Consider the following 22,442-nt stretch of genomic DNA (forward strand, 5'->3'; position numbering starts at 1 on the left):
AAAGTACGTGTTTAAATAAAATTGAACCGCCGTATACGGAACCGTACGTACGGTGGTGTGAGAGGTCGGAGGTTAATCACCTCCTCCTACTCGATTTATACTTCTTGTTCTTCACGTTGTTTTTGATAATGTTCTTCAGCTAACTTATCGACTTCTTTTTTCAGTTCATCCACCATAATGTCTTCAGGTACTTTTCGGATAATTTCCCCGTGACGGAATAATAGACCTTCACCACGTGCACCAGCGATCCCAATATCAGCTTCACGTGCTTCACCTGGTCCGTTAACAGCACAACCTAAAACAGCCACTTTAATCGGTGCTTTAATTTGTTGGATATACTCTTCAACTTCATTGGCAATCGAAATTAAGTCGATTTCAATACGTCCACATGTTGGACAAGAAATAAGGGTTGCAGCATTAGATGCTAAACCAAACGATTTGAGCAGTTCTTTAGCTACTTTTACTTCTTCAACTGGATCAGCACTTAATGAGATGCGAACTGTACTACCAATACCTTTGTTTAAGATGGCACCGAGGCCTGCAGCACTTTTAACTGTACCAGCAAATAAAGTACCTGATTCAGTAATACCTAAATGAATAGGATATGAAATATTTTCAGCTGCTTTTTCGTATGCTTCGTTAGCTAAATGAATATCAGAAGCCTTTAGAGAAACAACAATATCATGGAAGTCGAGATCCTCTAAAATTTTAATATGATGTAAAGCACTTTCAACCATGGCATCTGCTGTTGGATAACCGTATTTCTCAAGTAAATGGCGTTCTAATGAACCAGCGTTAACACCGATTCGAATTGGAATGCCTTTTTCTTTAGCCGCATTCACGACAGCTTCAATCCGTTCACGCTTACCAATATTACCTGGATTGATTCGGATTTTATCAGCGCCGCCTTCAATAGCTTTAAGGGCTAAACGGTAATCAAAGTGAATATCGACAACTAATGGAATATTGATTTGCTTTTTAATTTCAGGGATTGCGTCAGCTGCACGATCATCAGGACAAGCGACACGAACAACTTGGCACCCTGCTTCTTCTAAACGATGTATTTCATTTACTGTAGCTTCTACGTCATGTGTTTTAGTTGTTGTCATCGATTGGATAATGACATCGTCACGCCCACCAATCACAACATTTCCTACTCGAACAGGTCTTGTATCCTTACGATGAGTAATCGCAGACATATGTTCAACTCTCCTTTTGTGATGGAACAAATCTTTTTTTATAGTTTCATCAATGATAATAACACAAATATAGTTTAACATGCTAATAAGAGAGACTGCTATAATAAAGACAAAATGGATGAGGGGAGAGAATGTTATGGATAGTATGATAGGTTTGTTTGTCCTAACGACGTTAGCCATGTTTTTCTTCTTTGGTGAAATATTAATTAGGATGAAGGGAATAGGAGCATTAATAGGTGTTATTACAATTGGTATGTACTTTTCGGCCAATTTATCATTGATGGATTTAATTTTTGTAGGTATTGGTTTTGCTGTTGGTTTAGGGATGATTATAGTTGATGGAAAATTTCTTAATGATGGGATTTTAGGCAGTATTGGGTTTATTGTCTTAAATTTTTCAATTGCTTTTGCTGCCCCAGACGCATTATCAGCTACTTATAGTATTGCAGGGGTGATTTTGGGGTCAGTCTGTAGTTTGATACTACTCAAGGTTCCGAAATTACCAAAAAGAAAAATGTGGGGGAAAATGACTTTGAAAGATCAACTGACAAGTGATCAAGGTTACAATTCGATTAATGAATCACACACACAACTAGTCGGGAAAACAGGTGTTACTGAAACTATTTTACGACCAACAGGAACAATTGTCATTGATGAGGAGCGTTATGATGCTGTTTCACAAGCAGAATGGATCGAGCGCGGAGAAAAGATAAAAGTGGTCAGTGTTGATGGTACCAGGATATTGGTTGAACGGTTAAATTAGGGAAAACGAGGGCTTTCAGTTGTAATGTAAAGATTGTGTAAAGAATAACGAAAAAGGGTTTACTTTAACAGGTATTACAGAACATAATAGGCTTGTCGAATTGAGACAACAATCGATAAAATTTTACTTCGAGGTGACACAAATGGATGGTATTTCAATTCAAGAAATCATATTTACTTTTATTGGTGGTTTAGCAATCTTTCTATTTGGTATTAAGTATATGAGCGATGGCTTACAGCGTTCAGCTGGTGATAAGCTACGCGATATATTAGACCGTTTTACAACAAACCCTTTCATGGGCTTATTAGCTGGTATTATTGTAACTGTCTTATTACAGTCCAGCTCAGCAACAACAGTTCTGGTTGTTGGTTTGGTGAATGCTGGGTTTATGACGTTAAGACAATCAATTGGTGTAATTATTGGTGCTAACATTGGTACTACAGCTACAGCATTTATTATCGGTATTGATATTGAAGCGTATGCCCTGCCAATCATGGCATTAGGTGCATTCTTACTCTTCTTCTTCAAAAATAAGAAAGTCACCTATGCTGGTCAGACAGTGTTTGGCTTTGGTGCCCTATTCTACGGAATGAAATTAATGGGTGATGGCGTTAGTCCGCTTGAAAATTTACAAGCTTTCGAGAATCTAACAATAACCATGAGTGATATCCCTATTTTAGGAACGGCGATTGGTGCCATCTTTACAGTGGCTGTACAAAGTTCATCAGCAGCAATCGGTGTCCTGCAGTCTTTATATGCTGAAAACGCCATAAGCTTAGATGCTGCGTTACCAGTTTTATTTGGTGATAACATCGGTACGACAATTACAGCTGTTTTTGCTGCGATTGGTTCTAGTATTGCAGCTAAACGAGCAGCAGCTGCCCACGTAATCTTTAACGTTGTCGGTGCAACATTATTTATCGTTTTACTCGTGCCATTTACAGCATTAGTTGAATCGTTAGCAACAGCATTATCATTAGGACCTAAGATGACGATTGCTTTTGCTCACGGAACGTTCAACCTTTCAAACACACTTATTCAATTCCCACTCATTGGGTTAATTGCTTATCTAGTAACTAAGATTGTTCCTGGTGAAGAAAGAATCGTTGAATCTAAACCGCAGCATCTTGATCCGATCTTTTTATCCCAGTCACCTTCAATGGCTATTTCACAAGCTAAAAGTGAATCACTACACATGGGTCAATTAGCAATCAAAGGTTTAGAAGAAGCGCGTGAGTATTTAAATACAAACCAATCAAAACACTCTGAAATTGCTTACTCTTTGGAAGATGCAATTAACAATCTTGATAAGAAGATTACGAACTATTTAACGCAAGTATCCAGTGAAGACATTAACGAATCTGATAGTGCCATTCATTCAGCAGTTGTCGATATTGTGCGTGATATTGAACGAATTGGTGATCATTTTGAAAATATTATCGAATTAAATGAATATAAAATTACAAACAAAGTTAATTTAACTGAACAAGCTATGGAAGATTTAAATGAGATGTTTAAGTTAACACTTGATACAGTTGAAAAAGCGATTAAAGCTTTTGAAGATAACGACGCTGAACTAGCACGAAACGTGATGAAGAAAGAAAATGAAATTGATGAAATGGAAAGAACTTACCGTAAGAAGCATATCCTTCGATTAAATGAAGGTAAATGTAGCGGAACGGCTGGTATCATTTTCGTTGATATCATTAGTAACCTGGAAAGAATCGGGGACCATGCGTCCAACATTGCGCAAGAGGTTGACTTAGAAGAAAGTTAATTCAGTGCTTGAATAGCTGACAGGTAGAAGTATCATTCTTTTACCTGTCATCATTTTTCATTTTGTTAAAAAGTTAAATCCCATGATGTTGACAAGGCCACAGTATCATGGTAAATTATATCTCGTCGCTGTTCTTAGTGACGAGATCATATATTCCAGCGTAGCTCAGAGGTAGAGCAATCGGCTGTTAACCGATTGGTCGCAGGTTCGAATCCTGCCGCTGGAGCCATGGCGGTGTAGCTCAGCTGGCGAGAGCGTACGGTTCATACCCGTGAGGTCGGGGGTTCGATCCCCTCCGCCGCTATTTATACATAATTAACTAAACATGGCGGTCGTGGCGAAGTGGTTAACGCACCGGATTGTGGTTCCGGCACGCGTGGGTTCGAACCCCACCGGTCGCCCCATGTGAACAGGGACCCTTAGCTCAGTTGGTTAGAGCTATCGGCTCATAACCGATCGGTCGCAGGTTCGAATCCTGCAGGGTCCACCAAATTAATTCAAATATCAACGGAGGAGTACCCAAGTTCGGCTGAAGGGGGCGGTCTCGAAAACCGCTAGGGGCTTTACGGCCCGCGGGGGTTCGAATCCCTCCTCCTCCGCTTTTACAAGCTTATCTAGGATAAGCTTTTTTTAATGTTATTTTATTAAAACATGTTTCGTTTGATCGTACTGATGTTTTTTGTAATAGTTAATAATCTGAGGTAAATAACTTGCTAAGTCAGGGCAAATGATACCAGTTCCTTTTAATTCATTTAGAGTTTCACTGCAATCATGATAGACATTACAAATAAAGTAATCCAGCGCTTCTTGTTCAATGCCAAGCCATTTCCTTATGAATGAAAATCGCAGTGTGAATCGCGCAAACGAATAAGGCATTTGTCCAACTAGTTGTCTGTTTAAGTAATGGTATGTAAACATCGAATAAACAGTTTGTGCTTGATAGGGACGAGGGTCAGTTAAGTGAAAAGTTTTATTAATCGCTGTTTCACTATGTAATAGATGAATGGAAGCGGCCACTATATAATCAATTGGGACGAAATTAGCTCTAGCTTCATGTTGTCCAATGTAAGGCAAGATTGGCGCGTGTTGTAATGAGTTTAATGTGTTCAGTATAAAGTAAGGTCCATCAAACTTATCCGTTTCACCATTTTTTGAGTCACCTATCACGATTCCTGGACGAATAATCGTTGTTGGGACATGATTTTTAATCTCTTCAACCAATAATTCTGCTTCATATTTGGTTTGTTCGTAGTGGTTTTTAAAAGTAGTGGGCTGAGATATTTCACTTTCATAAACAATGCCTTCTCGATCACCTGAAACAAAAGCTGTGCTGTAATAGACATAATGCTCTAAATTAGGACAACTTTTGGCGAATTGATTAATATGATGCGTACCATTCACATTTACATTATTGGCAAGTTCGTATGAGACAGCTAAGTCGTAAATGGCTGCTAAATGAATGAGATGAGTAGTATCATGGCTTACTTTCTCAAATTCAGATGGATTCCAATTTAAAGATGGTTCAGTAATGTCGGTTTCGATGATCTCATAATCAATGGCATGATTAGTTGTTATTCTTTCAATCATCTTTTCAGCTTTGGATTTCATTGAAGGTAAAACTAACAGATAAAGTTTAGAGACATATTGACGGGTTACTAAATCGTGAATGAGATGATTAGCTAAAAAACCTGGAAATCCAGTGATCGTATAGGTGTATTTCATATAACTCCTCCTTATTAACACTATATTACCATATTTTTCTGAAATTTTAAGTTTATATTAGATGTTTAAATGAATAAATGACGTGGTAAATTTTCTATGTAAGTTAAATTAAGGCATAAAACTTGCATAAACTGAATGCGATTGATAATCTTTTAATTGAGTGGAAATTCTGAAAAACTTCCACCGTATTATGTAAAGGAGGATTTAATTATGGCTAAATTTGAACTACCAGAATTACCTTATGCATACGATGCATTAGAACCACACATTGACAAGGAAACGATGAACATCCACCACACGAAGCACCATAATACGTATGTTACGAAGTTAAACGCAGCACTTGAAGGACATAGTGATCTTCAAGACAAATCACTCGAGGAATTACTACAAAATTTAAATTCACTGCCTAGTGATATTCAAACAGCTGTACGTAATAATGGTGGCGGCCATGCTAACCACGCACTATTCTGGACAGTATTATCACCAAACGGTGGTGGTCAACCAACAGGTGAGTTAGCTGATAAAATTAATGAAAAATTTGGTAGCTTTGAAGATTTTAAAGATCAATTCAAAGCAGCAGCTACAGGACGTTTCGGTTCAGGTTGGGCTTGGTTAGTTGTTAAAAATGGTGATTTAGAAATCACTTCAACACCAAATCAAGATACACCAGTTATGGAAGGTGTTACACCAATCTTAGGCATTGACGTTTGGGAACACGCTTATTACTTGAAGTATCAAAACCGTCGCCCGGATTACATCGATGCATTTTGGAATGTCGTTAATTGGGACGAAGTAAATAAACGTTATAACGATGCTAAATAAATAAACGTTTTTTAAGCTTGCATCCAGTATTTACTGGGTGCAAGCTTTTTATTTTTGAACAAATTGAATAAGCACCTCATTACTGTCAAAAATAAGAGACAGAAAAGAGGGTTGTATATGCTTTTGTTCAACCAGTTAAATGAAGACGTGTCGGAGAATGAACGAAAGAATTTAAAGTTATTATTGCTTATCGGTTTTTTATATACATTAGGTATTTTCTTATCGAATATCTTTGTTAACATTTTTCTTTGGAAACAATCAGAGGACATTGAAGTTGTTGCTGTCTATAATTTATTAATTGCGATTACCCAAATATTGACTTATTTTTTATTTGGTAAGTGGGCTAAGCGAATTGACCGTGTATTGATTTTACGGTTGGGGATTGTGCTCATTAGTCTGTTTTTTATATCTGTTTTAAGTTTTGGTGATCAAGCTGCAGAATATAATTATCTTCTCGGAGCTTTACTTGGATCTGGGTATGGCTTTTTTTGGTTAGCGTTTAATGTTTTAACGTTTGAAGTAACAGAACCTTATACACGAGATTACTTTAACAGCACATTAGGTATGCTTCAGTCTTTCAGTGGGATGATTGGACCTATAACAGCCGGGTTTATTATATCTTCGTTAGAAGGATATGGTGGGTATTTGACGATCTTCTTTATCTCGTTCTCGCTATTTATTTTAGCGATTATTTGCAGCTTTTTTATGGAACGAAGAAAAGTTGATGAGCGTTATCTTCTTCGTATAGCCTTGAATGAGAGAAAGCAAAATTTCAATTGGCGTTATTTACTTCATGCGCATTTTTTCCAAGGATCGCGTGAAGGGGTTTTCTTATTTTTAGTCGGCTTAATTGTTTATATTGGAACGACGAGTGAGATGACTGTAGGGATTTATAACTTTATATATGCATTGACATCGCTTATCGCTTATCGCATTGTGGCTAACTATGTTAAACCGTCCAATCGTTTGCGCTTTATTACAATTGGTGCTGTGACATTGTATTTATCTGTGTTTTGGCTATTACAATCTGATTTATCATATGAGTTTTATGTATATGGCGCTATGGTTGGTATTGTTTTTCCATTACTTTTTGCTCCATTCATGTCAATCTCGTATGACGTCATTGGTGAAGCAAGTGAGGCCAAAGAGTATCGAATTGAATACATTATTCTTCGAGAAATTGCTCTTAACTTCGGACGTGCTAGTTCACTATTACTATTTTTACTTGGACTTCAGGTATTCCCACAAAGAATATGGATGACTTATGCCATTATTCTTTTTGGTGTTGGCTATTTAATTCTGAATATGTTAGTTGTTCGGATTTATTCGAAAGATTGACAAAAAACTGTTGCACTTAGCTCCTTATCGTAGACTATAAATGATGCTATAATGTAGTTATGTATATGAAGGGAGAGGAGCTTGAAAGTGAAACAGAAGAAAAGTAAGTCACATTTACCCCTTCGATTAAATTTATTGTTTTTTCTTATCTTTTTGTTGTTTTCATTACTCATATTACAATTAGGTGTCGTTCAGATATTATATGGACAAAATGCACAGGAGGAAATTAACCGAACTGATCAAGAAACATCGAAAAATCCTGTACCTAGAGGTCGGATGTTTGATCGTACTGGAGAATTAATGGTTGATAATGAACCAGTCCTAGCGATTACTTATACACCACCTAAGAACGTTCAACCTGAAGAAAATTTAGAAGTAGCCAAGACGCTGGTTGAATATATTGATATGACGAAAGAAGAGGTTGATTCCATTACCGATAGGGATTTAAAGGATTATTGGATAATGGAAAACCATGATAAAGCTTATGGACGTTTGAGTGCAGAGGAAGAAGATTTAGATAGTGATGAACAATATCAATTAGTGCTTGAAAAAATTAAAGAAGAGGATATTAATAACTACTCTGATCAAAAATTAGAGATGATTGCGATCTTTCGTAAGTTAAATCAAGCTACTGCCTTAACACCCCATATTATTAAGCGAGGGGAATCGGTTACGAATAAAGAGTATGCCATCATTGCAGAGAACTTAAGTAAGTTTGATGGTGTCAATGTCACCACTGACTGGGATCGTAATTATTTAGTTGAAGATGGAACATTTAAGAACTTTGTCGGCAGTATTTCTACTACTGAGCAGGGTATTCCAAATGCCGAGTTAGATTATTTCCTCTCGCATAATTATAGTCGAAATGATCGCGTAGGCCGTAGTGGCTTAGAGGAATACTATGAATTACAATTATCTGGTCAAAAAGAGATCCGTGAACATATAACAGACTCAAGTGGTAATGTCTTAACGAGTGAACTCGTACGAGAAGGCGAACGAGGCAAGGACTTAGTCTTGTCTGTTGACCTCGAATTACAAAAGCGTTTGGACAAAATAGTTGGTGAAGAGTTACAGAAAGCGATTGAAGGTGATCCTTACGAGAACCAACATATGAGTTCAGCTATGGCGGTTATGTTGGAGCCGAATACTGGTGAAATATTAGCTATGACAGGCCAAACTTACAATCGTGATGCAGAAGGTGATGAACCGAAACTGTCAGATGAATCATTTAAAGTCGTGAATAGCGCATATCAACCTGGTTCAACTGTCAAGGGAGCAACCGTACTTGCTGGGTTAGATTCTGGAGTGATTTCACCAGGTGAAGTAATCAAAGACCAGACGATTCAGTTGCCAGCAGCAACAGGAAGTGAATTAACATTTAGTTCTTATAGTCCAAATTTAGGTTCATTAAATGATATCGGCGCATTAAGAGAGTCGTCCAACGTTTATATGGGTTTTATTGCACTAAGAATGAACGGAATAACAAATCACCAATATGACTATAGAAACAGTGATATGACGATAACTCAGCCAGGATTTAAAGAGTTGAGAAATTATTATAGCCAATTTGGGTTAGGTGTTGCGACAGGTGTTGACTTACCCCATGAATCGACAGGATATGAAGGGACCGAGGACTCACCTTTAATCGGTAAACGAATGCAGTATGCCATTGGGCAGTATCACTCCTATACTACTTTACAATTAGGTCAATATGTATCAACAATTGCTAATGATGGCTATCGCATGGCACCAAGATTAGTGAAACAAATGCATAATCCAGGGGAAACAGCGGGGTTAGGACCATTATATGAAGCTTTGGAGCCTAAAGTATTAAACAAAATTAGTATGGATGATAGTTATATTGATCGTGTTCAGGAAGGTTTCCGCCAAGTATTTCAAGCACCAAGCGGAACGGCTAGTGGATATTTTGCAGACAAGGATTATACATCTGCAGGTAAATCAGGTACAGCTCAAACTGAACTATATGAAGATGGTGAGAAGATTGCTGATGTTCATAATCTTAATTTAGTAGGTTATGCGCCTCATGATGATCCTGAAGTAGCGTTTGCGGTCGTTGTTCCACACGCAGGAACGGATACTGATGAATCGCCAAACTATAAAATAGGCGAACGAGCATTGGATGCATACTTTGAGATTAGGGATGAGCGAGCTTCAAGTGAGGAAAGTCTAGAAGAAGAAACTGAAACAGAATCAACAAATTAAAAAAGACTGTAAGCGACTTTTGTTTAAAGGTCGTTTACAGTCTTTCTTTATATGGTGTAAGTAAATTTTGGTTAGATATGATGTAGTCGACTGGTTGATCCAGTTTATCAGACGGTATTGAGTTTACGAGTTGTTCTTCCATGGCTAGGCTAATGGTGGTTTGATGAAAGTTAGGTAAATAACGGTCATAATACCCTCCGCCATAACCGATGCGGTAGCCTTGTTGGTCAAATAATAAGCCGGGTACGAAAAGTAAATCAATTTGAGAAGGTGCGATATAACGCACTTCATCTGTTTTAGGTTCATAAAGGTCTAAATAAACATTTTCAAGTTCTAATCGATTTGTATATTCAAAAAACTTCATATCGTGATCTTGTTTGGGATAGCACTTAGGAATAGCAACTTTTTTGCCTTCCTTCCAGGCTTTATTAATAATTTGATGAGTATCTAGTTCTTGTTCACGTGGAATGGTAATGGCAATGGTCTCCGCTTGCTTCCACATATCAGTGGTATACAAAATGTCTTCAATTGTATGTAGAGCATCTTGTTTGTCTCGAGACGGGATGTAAGCCATCAACCGTTTTGCGAGCTGACGAAAGGTTTGCTTGTACAAAAGGAACAACTCCTTTAAATTCTACCAATATAAAGAAAAACAGCAGGAAATCCTACTGTTTTACTTCGTTTCACGGTGTAACGTATGACGACCTAAACGTGGAGAATATTTTTTCAATTCAAGACGATCTGGAGTTGTACGTTTGTTTTTAGTTGAAATATAGTTACGGTCACCAGTTTCCGTGCAAGCTAGTGTAATTTGTACACGCATGGATTTTCCCTCCGTTTCATTAATACAATCAATTTGACTTAATTATCATATCAAAATTATATCATACGTTCAAGAAAATTTTCTAGATAACTCAACTTATGAAAGGATTTCTCTTGTATTGTTGAACGTGATAAACTAGTAACATGAATGCTATTAAATGTAAGGTGTGACAGAGATGATTTATGTATTAACGACTTTATTAGTTATTGGTATTAGTTTGTTCATTATATCCTTTTTTATGAGTAATCGATTTAATGATATAGAACAAGAGTTGGAACAATTGTCTATGAGTCAAATTCAAAACCAATATGTACTTAATAATAAAATTAAAGTATTAGAAGAAGAATTATTATCAGAAACGATGGATATTAACTTTAATACTAAACAAGAGCAATCCAAGGAAACTGGGAATGAACATAAGGAACCTGCTATTGTTGCAAGGGTTAAAAATTTATATCAACAAGGTTATAATCCTAAGGAAATTGAACAGCAGACAGGGTTGGCAGAAGATGATGTTAAGATTATTATTCAGCAAAAATCTGATAATCAAGTATTTGCCTAGCTTTGAAGGAAAGGACGCATAATATGAAACCAATTGTCATGTCTTTTTCATTGGGTCTTCTTTTATCAACCGTTATTATAGGAGTTGTTTATTTAATTGAAATAGACAACCAAGCAGGAGCTGAAACGATGTCAGAAATGGATAGCGAGTTGAATAATGAAGAAGGGGCAATGACAGAAGATAAAGCAAGATCATTTTTAGAAGAACAAGATCATGTCGTCTTAAAGAGTTCTAAATATGAAGAATTAACCGATTTAGAAAAAAATAATGAACAATTAAATGACAAAATATCTCAATTAGAAAAAAGGAATGAAAATAGCGGATCATCCCAAAATGTAGAATATGAATTAGTGATTGAACAGGGGATGGGTCTTGAAGAAGTTGCTTCTCAGTTGCACGAAGAAAATATTATTGAAGATCAATCGAAATTGAAGGAATATTTCCGTGAGAATGATTATAGTCGTTCGATTCAAACGGGGTCTTTTATAGTGACTCCTAATATGAGCTTAGACCAAATAGCGATTACGATGACAAATTAGTATGTGATTTTAGAACGGGGTTACGCGGATGTATATACGAGAACGATATCGAATGTTAAAGTTAATTGATCAATTGGTTAATAATCAATTTGAAGTTAGATTTGTTTCGGAATATCGGGATTTTGTTGTTTTAGAAAAGTATGAGAAACGTCAAAGCTATATTGTGGCTGTCGCTCATCAATTATTTGATTGGAGTAATCATTTACAAAGAGATGTTAACCAAAAAATCAATTATTTAAATAAAAACGCTCGTTTGTTTAGGGGACGAAAACAACATTATCATATTGTTTACGTCGCAGATCTTCCACCTGTTGATGACTGGGAAAGTGCGATTACTTCAGAACAAACAAATGATTCTAATCATCAAACAACATCAATTTATTATCTACATGAAAACGCGATCAGCCAAGAGTTGAACCGCTTATTTAACAATTTGCATACCAAAATTGATGAAACGATTGTGACCTCTGAATTTGAAGAAGAAGATTTAGACCGTCAAGTCGTTTATTTAGAGCAGAAAATAATTGGTTATCATAAAGCTAAGGAACGTGAGTTTAATCGAGTATTTTTCTATGGTAAGACGAAACTCACTTATCTATTAGTTATGCTGAACTTACTTGTTTTTGCTTTTGTTGAAATGAATGGAACGAGCACAAACACAGCTCATTTAATTGATTGGGGTGCTAAATATAATCCTGCTATTGCTGATGGTGAATGGTGGCGAATTGGTTCGTCAATGTTTTTACACATCGGCGCTTTCCATTTATTTATGAACATGTTAGCCTTGTATTTTTTAGGAGAAGTAACGGAAAAAATATATGGTACTAAACGTTTTTTATTTGTCTATAGCTTAGCTGGATTATTTGGTGGCGTTGCAAGTTTTGCTACGAATGATGCAGTAGCAGCAGGTGCGTCAGGTGCTATTTTTGGTTTGTTTGGGGCATTATTATTTTTTGGTTTAAATTATCGTGAACTGTTTTTTAAAACAATTGGAACAAACCTGCTTTTTATTGTAGGACTTAATATCGCATTAGGCTTTGTAGTGCCTCAGATTGATAACGGGGCGCATTTGGGAGGTCTTATAGGAGGCTTTTTAGCAGCTCAAATTGTTCAGCTTCCTTATAAACGTCAACTTCTTCGTGCAATTGTGTCATTTGTTCTTTTTATTGGTTTACTAATTGGAATGAGTTTCTATGGTTATTCTAATGCTAAACAACCAGAAAACCCTCAAGCATTAGCATTATTAGCACAACAGCAAATCGAACAAGAAAATTATCAAGAGACAATTGATTTGTTAACGACAAGTGTTAATGAGAATATCGATCACGAGTATGTTTATTTTTATCGTGCCATTGCCTATTTAGAAACTGAACAATATGATCAAGCTGAAAGTGACTTAAAAGAATCAATAGAGATTAATCCCGATTTGGGTGAAGCTCATTATAATTTAGCTGTATTATATAGACAGACAGGTGAAGATCAAAAAGCTATTGAATATGCCGAAAAAGCCGCTGAGCTAAAACCAGATCATGAACAGTTTCAAAAGTTTTATGATGAGCTTACTGAATAATGAAAGGTGACACTAATGGAAACATTAATCGATATCCAAAAACTTCTGAAACAATTTGGAATTTTTGTCTATATTGGTAATCGACAATCTGATATAATCATGATGGAACACGAAATAAGAGAGTTATACGAAAATGGGTTGATTTCTATTGAAGAATTTCAACGTGCTTTGTTAGTACTAAACGCTGAAAAGAACAACAATTAATAACCGTTTAAATATGTTTACTTTTGTCGAAAACGGGAATTAAGAAAAGTGCTTTTGTTCGTAATGCCTGAACGTTGTTTGGGTGTTTTAGGGTTGCGGAGGGAAAGAAATGAAAATTATAAATCGATTGCCACTGTTTATAGTGGCAAGCTTGCTAGTTGGCCTAAAATCTTATGTAGTTTATCGTTTCTATTTTGATTTATCAATAGAAACGACATTTCAAGAAACCATTTTAATCACAAATTCACTTGTGATTAGTTTCTTTCTATTTAGTATTGCGATATGGTTTAAACCTAATAAACAAAAATGGTTTATTATAATTACAGCCAGTGTTATATCGTTTATACTATTTGCTAATTTATTGTATTATCGCAATTTTACTGATTTCGTTACGATCCCAACATTATTTCAAGTTAATAATGCTGGTGATTTAGGAAGTAGTGTCCTTTCACTCGTTTATTTTACTGATATTTTGTTGTTTTTGGATTTAGTTCTAATCTTCATTTTCTTGAAGAAACGACAATTTACTTTACCGACTTTCTCAAAAGCTTTTAAAAGACGTGTTGTGGTCGTTGCATTAGCTGGTTTAGCACTTAATTTCACACTAGCTCAAATGGAACGCCCGCAGTTATTTCAACGGGGCTTTGACCGAGAATATCTTGTGAAGAATGTTGGATTACCTGTTTTTCATGTTTATGATATTGTCATGACCACTGCCACTCAATCGAAACGACTGTTTGCTGATGGTGAAGAAATTGGTGAGATCGATGACTATGTTAATGAAAATGTACGTGAAGAGGAAGAAAAAGATAATGTAGATTTATCTGGAGTGGCTGAGGGCAAAAATATAATTTATATTGCGATGGAATCCATGCAAGAGTTTGTCATTGATGAGAAAGTAAATGGAAAAGAAATCACCCCATTTCTCAATGATTTTAAAGAAGAAAGTTATTATTTTAACAACTTTTACCATCAGACAGGTTTAGGAAAAACTTCTGACCATGAATTTATCTTGGATAATGGTTTATACCCTTTGCCGAACAGTGCAGCATTCTTCACGCATGCACAAAATAAGTATAATTCCGTACAGAAGATCATTAAAGAGGAATTAGATTATTCGTCATATTCCTTTCACGCGAACAACGGAAGTTTTTGGAACAGAAACGTTATGTACGAGACATTAGGATATGAGAAATTCTACGATAAAGAATTTTATGATGTAAAAGAAGAAGATGTCATTGGATGGGGATTGAATGATAAAGATTTCTTTACTCAATCAATAGACCATATGAAAGAGTTAGAAGAACCGTATTATGCTAAATTTATTACATTGACTCATCACTTCCCGTTTGAAATTCCTGAGGAAGAAGCGTCGATTGATAAGTATGATTCAGGATCGACAACTTTAAATCAATATATGCAAACGGCTCGCTATACGGATGAAGCGGTAGAACAATTTATTGGACAATTAAAAGATGAAGGTATTTATGAAGATTCCATTATAATTATTGGAGCTGACCATTATGGTATAAGTTCATATCATAATAAATCGATGGCTAAATTCTTAGGTAAAGAAGAAATCACTCCTTATGATGAAGTCAAATTGCAAAAAGTACCATTAATGATTCACGTACCTGGTCAAGAAGGTGGTAACACGCAGTCAACTTTATCAGGTCAAATTGATTTCAAACCAACGTTATTAAATATGCTTGGGATCAATAATGAAAATGATATTATGTTTGGTAATGACTTATTTGCAGAAGACCGCAAAGACTTTATCGCATTTCGTGACGGTCGTGTAGTGGGAGAAGATTACATTTATGCCGGTGGAAATTGTTATGAAAATGGGTCTGGAGAAATTGTAGAAGGAACGAACTGTAGTGACATTCGAGAACAAAGTCAGCAAGAACTTAACTATTCAGATGAAATCATTTACGGCGATTTATTCCGCTTTTATGATTTTGAAAATGGAGAGTTAGTTGAAGAGCTTGAAGAAACTGAAACTGAAAGCGACAGCGAAACTGAAACTGAAGCTGATAACGATAACGAAGCTAATAACGAGACTGAAACTGAAAACGATAGCGAAGCTAATAACGAGACTAATACTGAAAACGATGGTAAAACTAATAACGAAAATGAATAATGAATTGTTAAAAAGTGATACTTGTGAATAATACAAGTATCACTTTTTAGAATATCGACCATATAAGTTCCTTCATAGGTACTCGTCTATTTTTCATTAGCAGAGGAACACTAGAGATGATAAAGGAGATTTAATATGACTAGTCCATTATTCCAGTTTAATCAAGTAGAACGATTGATTTTATCAAATGTCTCGTTTAATTTAAATGAAGAAGATCGGTTAGTCATTTTTGGGCCCTCTGGATCTGGGAAATCAACCTTACTACACTTATTTAACCGAATGGATGATCCCGAAACAGGTGACATTTTGTTTCGTGGTGAACCAATTAGTCAATTTTCCATTCCAGAATTACGAAAGCAAGTTGGTCTTGTGTTACAACAACCGTATTTATTTCAAGGGACAGTTGAAGACAATTTACGTTTCGGGCCTGATTTATTTCAAGAATGGGATGAACAATTAGCCTATCGATTATTAGATTATGTGAACCTACCCAATGATTTTATTTCGAAATCAGTTGATGAGTTATCTGGTGGAGAACAACAACGTGTTTCACTCGCACGCACCTTGGCGAATAAACCAGATGTTTTATTATTAGACGAGCCGACAAGTGCTTTGGACGATCAAAATATTGCAGCGATCGAGGATGATTTAATTGATTTAATTGAAAAACGTCATTTAACCGTTGTTCTCGTCACACACAGTATGGACCAAGCTAAAAGAGTTGGTACTAAAGGGTTATACCTTGAAGAAGGTAAAATTATTGAGCATGGACCTATTGAGGAATTACTTGAAGAGCCTGACACTCCGGAACTACAAGCATTCCTAAATCGTTCTTAATAAGGAGGCAGTTATGGAACGCGATATTCCTACTTATTCTTTATTTTTATTATTAGTTTTCGTCATGATTCCGCTAACGATTTCTTATTATTACTCTCTTGGATTAAAGAAAGATATTATCTGGTCTACCTTACGAGGTACTGCGCAATTATTTTTTATTGGCCTTGTTTTAACTTACTTGTTTGATTTAAGGCCGATCGTAGGGATTCCGATTATGTTGTCTGTTATGATAACTGTCGCTACTTTTCACGCAAGGAAGAAGGGGAAAGAGTTTCCCCGTGCCTTCATTTCAATTTTATTTGGGTTAGTGATTATAGAATTAACAGTGTTAACAATGTGGCTTAGTTTCGGAATGATTTCATTTTCACCTGATGAAGTGATTCCAATGAGTGGCATGGTTATTGGTAATAGTATGGTGGCAATGGGGCTAGCACTTGAACGATTAAAAAACGAATTTGAGCAAAATCGAGGACAACTTATTGCTGCACTGTCCCTTGGAGCAACACCTAAACAAGCTGCACATTTATCGATTAAAAAAACCTTGAATGCTGCTTTAATCCCCAATATTGACCAGCTAAAAACGATCGGATTAGTCCAACTACCTGGTATGATGACAGGGTTAATTTTAGGTGGTGTAGCACCTATTGTCGCGATTAAATATCAACTTGTTATATCAATAAGCATATTTTCGTCCGTTTCGATTAGCGCTATTTTTATCTCAATGATTATGTATCGATTTTTCTTTAATCAACAAATGCAATTATTGAAATTAGAAGATATTAAAAAGTCGGCTAACGATTGATTAGATCAAATCGTTAGCCGACTATTATTAACCTGTGAATAATTGACTATAGATAGTCATAATTGAGTACCATCCAAATAACCCTAAAGAGGCACCTGCAAATATAACTGCAAAAAAGTTACGAGTCTTAATTTCACGAACAAGTGCAAAACCACTTAGAACAGCAACAACTAACATCATGATAGCAAATACAAATTCTCCAACTGCCATATCTGATCCTCCTTGAATGAAAAACAATCAATTTGTTATGATTACGATAATTCTGTGTATTAAACGTAAAGACCTCATGTATATTTTATAGAAAATCCTATGTGATGTCGAGTGATTTCAATAAAAATTAGTCAAAAAAGGTGGAACGTTTTGTGAACATTAAAAGCTTGTCATTAGGAATAATAGGGACTAACTGTTATATTTTAGCACAAGAAGAGCAAGCATTAATCATTGATCCTGGTGGTGATGCTCATGAGATCATTAATTATATTAATCATTATGATTTGCAACCACAGGCAATTTTATTAACTCATGCTCATTTTGATCATATTGGGGCTGTAGATGAAGTCCGTGATTATTTTGGACTAAACGTTTATATTCATGAAAACGAACGAGATTGGTTAGTGGATCCAGCATTAAATGGCTCAGAGTGGTTTACCCTTGGCCATATCGCTGCCTCGAAACGTGCTGATGGCTATCTGAACGAGGGATCTTGTTCAATTGGCTCGTTTTCATTTCAAATTCTGCATACCCTTGGTCACTCACCAGGTAGTGTCTCGTTTTGGTTTGAACAAGAAAGTGTCTTAATAGCAGGTGACACATTATTTCAACTAGGAATTGGCCGAACAGATTTACCGTTTGGTAATCATGACGAACTCATCCATTCGATCAACACTAAATTACTCACATTACCAGATGAAACAACTGCTTATCCTGGTCACGGCCCACAAACGACAATCGGTGTCGAAAAAATGAATAATCCATTTCTAAGGACATAAAATAAAAAAGGTTCAACCCCCTCTGGAGGAGTTGAGCCTTTTTTAGTGACCAAATCCAGGTTCCAATATGAATGTTACGTAGTAAGTAAAACCTACCATGAATACAGTTAAATAACCACCAAAAATATACATATAAAGGCGTTCAGATAGGTTTAAGAAACCGACCCCTAGAAAGAAGATCGTTTGTGCTAAAAATAATACGGACATGCCAATAAATTCGCCAGTATAGAAAAGGGCAGAAAAAAGACCCGTCCAAAATGCTAAAACACGAAACATACGATCCATGTCTCTTCCTCCTTTGTACAGGAACTTGTCAGACATATTATATCCGATGATATTCATAATGTAAATGGCGTTTTAGGAAAAAAAGACTGGGCCAGTAGGATTCGAACCTACGCATGACGGCACCAAAAGCCGTTGCCTTACCGCTTGGCCATGGCCCAATGAACATTATTATTATGACGTATCATCACTATTATTATACACGATTTTTGTCATATGTTCATAACGATTTTGGTCATTGGTCGTGACAATCATGTGAAGATTAACAAATTGCTTATCATGAGCAATATAATTGATTGTTACCTTTCCAGTTTCGTATTGATATTGAGCTTGTTTCGTATCTGATGTAATAGGTGGTAGTTGTTTTCTGAAGTCATGAATCGCTGTTGTAATCAGGTTATGGATGATTAATTGTTCCTGACTCCAGATCACTTGTTCTTTTTGATAAGTAAGATGTAAGAAGCTAGTCGTTAGGATCGTGGAAATGATAAGTAAATAAACGAGAAAATATGGGAAAATGATACCTCGTTTAGATTTCAGGGGTTGATATATTGTAGTGGTGAAAGATTTGTTCAATTAATTTCCCCTCTTTTACGAATGAAATTTTAAATGTATTTCCATTCAACCGCTCAAATGCAAAATCAGTCACATCAAACATCATGGTGGTGTGTCCTTGATAATTGGTTTGACGTCTAATCTGATTTTGATACTGATCCAGAGTAATAGCACGCCCATCAGATCTTTCGAAAGAAATATGATTTTCTTTAATCGTAACCTTTTGACTTCGATTGAGTTCAAATGAAATGAAAGAGTCAAATTGACGAATTTCTAAGTGATCTAAATCATAGATTGTCGAAATTGAATCTAATGTTTTGAGTAATGGAGCAGTGAATGGGAGGATCACAAGAAGTATAGATAAACCGATTAAGGCACTTAGTAAAGTGTATCCCTGACTAGAGTGGAGTATATTGACAATAGTTTTCAATTTCCTCATTTTCCTTCACCCATTCGACACATATTAGCTGGTGGTTCTTATATGGTGTTGTTGTGATATTGAAATGATCATCCAACAAATCAGATTCCTCATTTAACCCGGCTGAAGTGCTTGCTGTATTTTTTAAATCTTGCATGACGTAATATGCCTCTTGCTGAAGATTTAAATGGTGTTGTTCAGTTTTAAGTTTTATTATAAAAGGCAGTAAAATAGTGACAAGTATCAATAAGCAAGAAAGTGAGAGAAGTGCATCTGTCATAACAAAGCCATTTTTATTCTTTAGTAACATAATATCTAGCCTTTCCGAATGGAAATGTAATTCGATATTCTTGAGCATCGATTGTTACAAATAAGCTACCAGGATTCACAATCGTACCAGATGGTTTAAAACGGATTTGACTACCAATAGATGAGAGTCGAAACGAAATATTCTTATTAAATTCACGACTAATAATAGGAGGGTCAAAGGGATTATTATATATGATATACCTTTGTTCTTCTGGATAAAAAAGTAACCTGAGATCTTTTTGGTGAAACGTGGAATATTGCTGGAGGTAGAAGATATCCTGTTCGAATGTGTCAAAAAAATAAGTCTCTAGTTGCTTCTGTTGAATGGATTGAATCGTTGTCCAGCTCATAAGGCTAACTGTTAAAACAATACTTAAGACGATTAAGGTCTCAACTAATGTAAATCCTTTTTGAATAAGTGAAGAATCATTCAAGACTGACAAGCCCATCAGAACTTATTGTTAATGTCTGATTATTAGAACATTCAGTTTGATCAACATAACCGTCAGTTTCTAGGTCTTCTACAGTCGCTGGGTAATCGCCTTTGTCTAGTTTATATAATTGAACTTGTGATTGAACTAAATCAACAAATGCATCACACCCCTTATCATCAACTAATTGATTATGTTTAACGACATTTGGAATAGTTAGTAATAACAACACTGAAATGATTAACATAACGATTAACATTTCTATTAATGTAAAACCTCTTTGACTTTTTAACATAATTATTCACCTCTAAATATGATTAATTAATTGAAACATTGGGAACAACGTTAAAACATAAATAATGACAATCATAATACCTAACAAACTATACATAATGGGTTGGATCGTCATCATGAGTTTTTGAAGACGCTCTTCAAGTGATGATAGAGCAATAGCTGCATAGGCTTGTAGATCTTCTGCTAAGGATCCCTGCTCTACACTGTGTTTGAGCATTAATTTAAAGTCCGTTTCTATTAGTTCGAGATTGTTTGTTGATTGCGTCAACGTTCTACCCAATTTTAGGTCGACTAAAATTGATTTAGCATAGTATTCAAGTATGGTTAAATCACTTTGTTGGCTCATGATCAATAAACCTGACTTAACAGTTTTTCCATTACTAATGATCGCTCCGAGATGGAAAGCAAATTGGGCAGTGGTTGATAAACGAATAACGTTTCTAACTAAAGGGATTTTATCGAGCGTAGTGATTTGTTGTTCAATAGATTGTTTTTTATAGATGATCACTATTATGAATAGGGTGAGTAGTAAAAGGGGAATGCCTGCAAGTATAACGACCTGCACAATTGATACAAATAAGTTAAACCAAATGTAAGAAGCTCCTTGAGCAATACTATTTAGTGTGTTGTTATAAACAGGAAGTAGGAATAAACTCATACAGAAAAATATAACGAGAGATAGGATGAGTAAGATTAATGGATACTTAGTAATGTCTTTGAGCTTCTTTTGAAAATCCACACGCATTTTTAATAAGTTATAACATTGAATTAAGTGATAGCTCATATGGCCAGATGAAGTTGAAAAATATAAGAATGCATTGACGATGGGGTGAAATTTTAATTCACGAAAACAAGAATCAATGGATTGACCTTGTTGTAAACGGATAACGAATTCATTGGCTAAATAATTAAACTTAGGATCGTACATCATGAATTGTAGTGATTGTCTTAAAGTAAAACTGTGCTTTAGTAGTTTAGCAAGACGGTTAAGAAAGTCGACCTGGTCCTTGAGAGAGATTGATGATGTTTGACGATGAATCATTTTGGATAAGACCATGTTTGACCCCCGTTTCCTTTAATTCATCAAAGCATGTAAATGATGAATTATGATTTAAGGCCATACCTGAGATGGCTTGTTGAAGTTGCTCCCCTTCCAATATTTCAGCAATCGCAGCCCTTGATTGACCTCTGTTGTTTCTAGCGTGGTCTGTTAGTGGGACAAGCTGTTGTGATGCAATTCCTATTAAGGTTTGCGATAAATCAGTAGTAGAAATCTCCATGTCGCGTAAGCGGTCAAGTGTGCCAACTGCGTCTTTAGCATGAACAGTCGTTAAAACGAGGTGGCCTGTTAATGCGGCCCTAAATGCAAAGGAGGCTGTTAATTCATCTCTAATTTCACCAACTGTAATAATATCTGGATCATGTCTTAATGCAGCTTTTAAACCAACATCATAATTAAATCCAGTATTTTCATTGACTTGAACCTGGAGGATTTGATCAACTTGTCTTTCGATTGGGTCTTCTAATGAAATTGCTTGATAACCGAACTGCTTAATAGCTTCTTGCATAAGTGCAAACATAGTTGATGATTTTCCGCTACCTGTTGGTCCTGTAAACAAAATAATACCAGCCCGTTGCTTAATCCAATTTAGTAAGGTTTGGTACTGGTCCTTAAATAAAAATAAGGAATCAAGTGTCGGTAAAAAATGGTCAGGTAGGATTCGGATTGCGAGGCTTTCATGATCAATTCATTTGTCAAATTAAGCGAGACAACATACTGTCATCGACGTGATCCATGAAACACTCAATAGGCGTTCTATAATTCAAGGATTTCCTTGGT

26 protein-coding genes and 6 tRNA genes are annotated in these 22,442 nt (G+C 35.8%); 18 read left to right on the top strand and 14 right to left on the bottom strand.

Annotated features, from left to right (window positions below):
* Positions 1-95: 95 nt before the first annotated feature.
* Positions 96-1,199 (bottom strand): flavodoxin-dependent (E)-4-hydroxy-3-methylbut-2-enyl-diphosphate synthase, encoded by a 1,104-nt coding sequence (gene ispG / locus FHR85_RS13605; RefSeq protein WP_167264216.1) that lies wholly within the window; start codon positions 1,197-1,199, stop codon positions 96-98.
* Positions 1,200-1,335: 136 nt separating this feature from the next.
* On the opposite strand from ispG, the gene FHR85_RS13610 reads away from it, so the two are divergent.
* The 7 genes from FHR85_RS13610 (at position 1,336) to FHR85_RS13640 (ending at position 4,338) form a co-directional block, all read left to right on the top strand.
* Positions 1,336-1,962, top strand: coding sequence for an NfeD family protein (locus tag FHR85_RS13610; RefSeq protein ID WP_167264218.1), 627 nt, complete (start codon positions 1,336-1,338; stop codon positions 1,960-1,962).
* A 142-nt stretch (positions 1,963-2,104) separates the two neighbouring features.
* On the top strand, positions 2,105-3,739 hold the full coding sequence (locus FHR85_RS13615) for a Na/Pi cotransporter family protein (protein ID WP_167264220.1): 1,635 nt from the start codon (positions 2,105-2,107) through the stop codon (positions 3,737-3,739).
* Positions 3,740-3,893: 154 nt separating this feature from the next.
* A tRNA-Asn gene (locus FHR85_RS13620) sits at positions 3,894-3,968 on the top strand.
* Between the two features lies 1 nt (position 3,969).
* Positions 3,970-4,043, top strand: a tRNA-Met gene (locus tag FHR85_RS13625).
* 24 nt (positions 4,044-4,067) lie between these two features.
* Positions 4,068-4,143 (top strand) — tRNA-His (locus tag FHR85_RS13630).
* Positions 4,144-4,152: 9 nt separating this feature from the next.
* Positions 4,153-4,229: transfer RNA gene (locus FHR85_RS13635), tRNA-Ile, on the top strand.
* Between the two features lie 19 nt (positions 4,230-4,248).
* Positions 4,249-4,338, top strand: a tRNA-Ser gene (locus FHR85_RS13640).
* A gap of 37 nt (positions 4,339-4,375) precedes the next feature.
* Here FHR85_RS13640 and FHR85_RS13645 read toward each other — a convergent pair.
* Positions 4,376-5,461: an SDR family oxidoreductase gene (locus FHR85_RS13645; RefSeq protein ID WP_167264222.1), complete on the bottom strand. Its 1,086-nt coding sequence runs from the start codon at positions 5,459-5,461 to the stop codon at positions 4,376-4,378.
* 210 nt (positions 5,462-5,671) lie between these two features.
* Between FHR85_RS13645 and FHR85_RS13650 the strand changes: the two genes are divergently transcribed.
* The 3 genes from FHR85_RS13650 (at position 5,672) to FHR85_RS13660 (ending at position 9,844) form a co-directional block, all read left to right on the top strand.
* Positions 5,672-6,283 carry a superoxide dismutase gene (locus tag FHR85_RS13650; RefSeq protein ID WP_167264224.1) on the top strand — a complete coding sequence of 204 codons (612 nt, stop codon included), beginning with the start codon at positions 5,672-5,674 and terminating at the stop codon, positions 6,281-6,283.
* 117 nt (positions 6,284-6,400) lie between these two features.
* The gene (locus FHR85_RS13655) at positions 6,401-7,621 is read left to right on the top strand and encodes an MFS transporter (RefSeq protein WP_167264226.1); all 1,221 of its coding nucleotides are present in this window, start codon (positions 6,401-6,403) and stop codon (positions 7,619-7,621) included.
* An 87-nt stretch (positions 7,622-7,708) separates the two neighbouring features.
* Positions 7,709-9,844 (top strand): penicillin-binding transpeptidase domain-containing protein, encoded by a 2,136-nt coding sequence (locus FHR85_RS13660; RefSeq protein WP_167264227.1) that lies wholly within the window; start codon positions 7,709-7,711, stop codon positions 9,842-9,844.
* 34 nt (positions 9,845-9,878) lie between these two features.
* Here the strand turns inward: FHR85_RS13660 and FHR85_RS13665 are convergent, their stop codons facing one another.
* Positions 9,879-10,457, bottom strand: coding sequence for a 5-formyltetrahydrofolate cyclo-ligase (locus FHR85_RS13665; protein ID WP_167264228.1), 579 nt, complete (start codon positions 10,455-10,457; stop codon positions 9,879-9,881).
* A gap of 60 nt (positions 10,458-10,517) precedes the next feature.
* Entirely contained in the window at positions 10,518-10,667 is a 150-nt protein-coding gene (gene rpmG, locus FHR85_RS13670) for a 50S ribosomal protein L33 (protein ID WP_167264229.1), read from the bottom strand.
* A gap of 175 nt (positions 10,668-10,842) precedes the next feature.
* Between rpmG and FHR85_RS13675 the strand changes: the two genes are divergently transcribed.
* From FHR85_RS13675 to FHR85_RS13705, 7 genes are all read left to right on the top strand, one after another.
* Positions 10,843-11,229 (top strand): hypothetical protein, encoded by a 387-nt coding sequence (locus FHR85_RS13675; RefSeq protein WP_167264230.1) that lies wholly within the window; start codon positions 10,843-10,845, stop codon positions 11,227-11,229.
* 23 nt (positions 11,230-11,252) lie between these two features.
* Complete coding sequence (locus FHR85_RS13680; protein ID WP_167264232.1) at positions 11,253-11,768, top strand: endolytic transglycosylase MltG; 516 nt, start codon at positions 11,253-11,255, stop codon at positions 11,766-11,768.
* Positions 11,769-11,796: 28 nt separating this feature from the next.
* The gene (locus FHR85_RS13685) at positions 11,797-13,338 is read left to right on the top strand and encodes a rhomboid family protein (RefSeq protein ID WP_167264234.1); all 1,542 of its coding nucleotides are present in this window, start codon (positions 11,797-11,799) and stop codon (positions 13,336-13,338) included.
* A 15-nt stretch (positions 13,339-13,353) separates the two neighbouring features.
* The gene (locus tag FHR85_RS13690; RefSeq protein WP_167264236.1) at positions 13,354-13,542 is read left to right on the top strand and encodes a YqgQ family protein; all 189 of its coding nucleotides are present in this window, start codon (positions 13,354-13,356) and stop codon (positions 13,540-13,542) included.
* 109 nt (positions 13,543-13,651) lie between these two features.
* A complete protein-coding gene (locus tag FHR85_RS13695; protein WP_167264238.1) occupies positions 13,652-15,685 on the top strand; it encodes an LTA synthase family protein in 2,034 nt (677 codons plus the stop codon).
* A gap of 135 nt (positions 15,686-15,820) precedes the next feature.
* Positions 15,821-16,522, top strand: a complete 702-nt coding sequence (locus FHR85_RS13700; RefSeq protein ID WP_167264240.1) for an ABC transporter ATP-binding protein — start codon at positions 15,821-15,823, stop codon at positions 16,520-16,522.
* 13 nt (positions 16,523-16,535) lie between these two features.
* Positions 16,536-17,324, top strand: a complete 789-nt coding sequence (locus FHR85_RS13705; protein WP_167264242.1) for an ABC transporter permease — start codon at positions 16,536-16,538, stop codon at positions 17,322-17,324.
* Between the two features lie 27 nt (positions 17,325-17,351).
* On the opposite strand, the gene FHR85_RS13710 is transcribed toward FHR85_RS13705, so the two are convergent.
* Positions 17,352-17,534: a DUF2759 family protein gene (locus tag FHR85_RS13710; protein ID WP_167264244.1), complete on the bottom strand. Its 183-nt coding sequence runs from the start codon at positions 17,532-17,534 to the stop codon at positions 17,352-17,354.
* 152 nt (positions 17,535-17,686) lie between these two features.
* On the opposite strand from FHR85_RS13710, the gene FHR85_RS13715 reads away from it, so the two are divergent.
* Positions 17,687-18,313 (top strand): MBL fold metallo-hydrolase, encoded by a 627-nt coding sequence (locus FHR85_RS13715; protein WP_167264246.1) that lies wholly within the window; start codon positions 17,687-17,689, stop codon positions 18,311-18,313.
* Between the two features lie 42 nt (positions 18,314-18,355).
* Here FHR85_RS13715 and FHR85_RS13720 read toward each other — a convergent pair whose 3' ends face one another.
* The 9 genes from FHR85_RS13720 to FHR85_RS13760 all read right to left on the bottom strand — a co-directional run bounded on the left by FHR85_RS13720 (position 18,356) and on the right by FHR85_RS13760 (position 22,350).
* Complete coding sequence (locus FHR85_RS13720) at positions 18,356-18,598, bottom strand: DUF2626 domain-containing protein (RefSeq protein ID WP_167264248.1); 243 nt, start codon at positions 18,596-18,598, stop codon at positions 18,356-18,358.
* A gap of 86 nt (positions 18,599-18,684) precedes the next feature.
* A tRNA-Gln gene (locus tag FHR85_RS13725) sits at positions 18,685-18,756 on the bottom strand.
* Positions 18,757-18,769: 13 nt separating this feature from the next.
* Positions 18,770-19,171 carry a basic helix-loop-helix domain-containing protein gene (locus FHR85_RS13730; protein WP_167264250.1) on the bottom strand — a complete coding sequence of 134 codons (402 nt, stop codon included), beginning with the start codon at positions 19,169-19,171 and terminating at the stop codon, positions 18,770-18,772.
* Positions 19,125-19,589 carry a ComGF family competence protein gene (locus FHR85_RS13735; RefSeq protein WP_167264252.1) on the bottom strand — a complete coding sequence of 155 codons (465 nt, stop codon included), beginning with the start codon at positions 19,587-19,589 and terminating at the stop codon, positions 19,125-19,127. The genes FHR85_RS13730 and FHR85_RS13735 overlap by 47 nt, the downstream gene beginning before the upstream one ends.
* Entirely contained in the window at positions 19,549-19,725 is a 177-nt protein-coding gene (locus tag FHR85_RS13740; RefSeq protein WP_167264254.1) for a hypothetical protein, read from the bottom strand. Before FHR85_RS13740 ends, FHR85_RS13735 begins: the two co-directional genes overlap by 41 nt.
* Positions 19,726-19,861: 136 nt before the next feature.
* A complete protein-coding gene (gene comGD / locus FHR85_RS13745; protein WP_167264257.1) occupies positions 19,862-20,311 on the bottom strand; it encodes a competence type IV pilus minor pilin ComGD in 450 nt (149 codons plus the stop codon).
* Positions 20,304-20,603, bottom strand: a complete 300-nt coding sequence (gene comGC / locus FHR85_RS13750) for a competence type IV pilus major pilin ComGC (protein WP_167264259.1) — start codon at positions 20,601-20,603, stop codon at positions 20,304-20,306. The genes comGD and comGC overlap by 8 nt, the downstream gene beginning before the upstream one ends.
* A 12-nt stretch (positions 20,604-20,615) precedes the next feature.
* Positions 20,616-21,659, bottom strand: a complete 1,044-nt coding sequence (locus tag FHR85_RS13755; protein WP_167264261.1) for a type II secretion system F family protein — start codon at positions 21,657-21,659, stop codon at positions 20,616-20,618.
* Positions 21,589-22,350, bottom strand: a complete 762-nt coding sequence (locus FHR85_RS13760) for an ATPase, T2SS/T4P/T4SS family (RefSeq protein ID WP_167264263.1) — start codon at positions 22,348-22,350, stop codon at positions 21,589-21,591. The genes FHR85_RS13755 and FHR85_RS13760 overlap by 71 nt, the downstream gene beginning before the upstream one ends.
* Positions 22,351-22,442: the final 92 nt, after the last annotated feature.

Origin of the sequence: Alkalibacillus almallahensis (assembly GCF_011761495.1) — a bacterium.
GTDB classification, from domain to species: Bacteria; Bacillota; Bacilli; order Bacillales; family Alkalibacillaceae; genus Alkalibacillus; species Alkalibacillus almallahensis.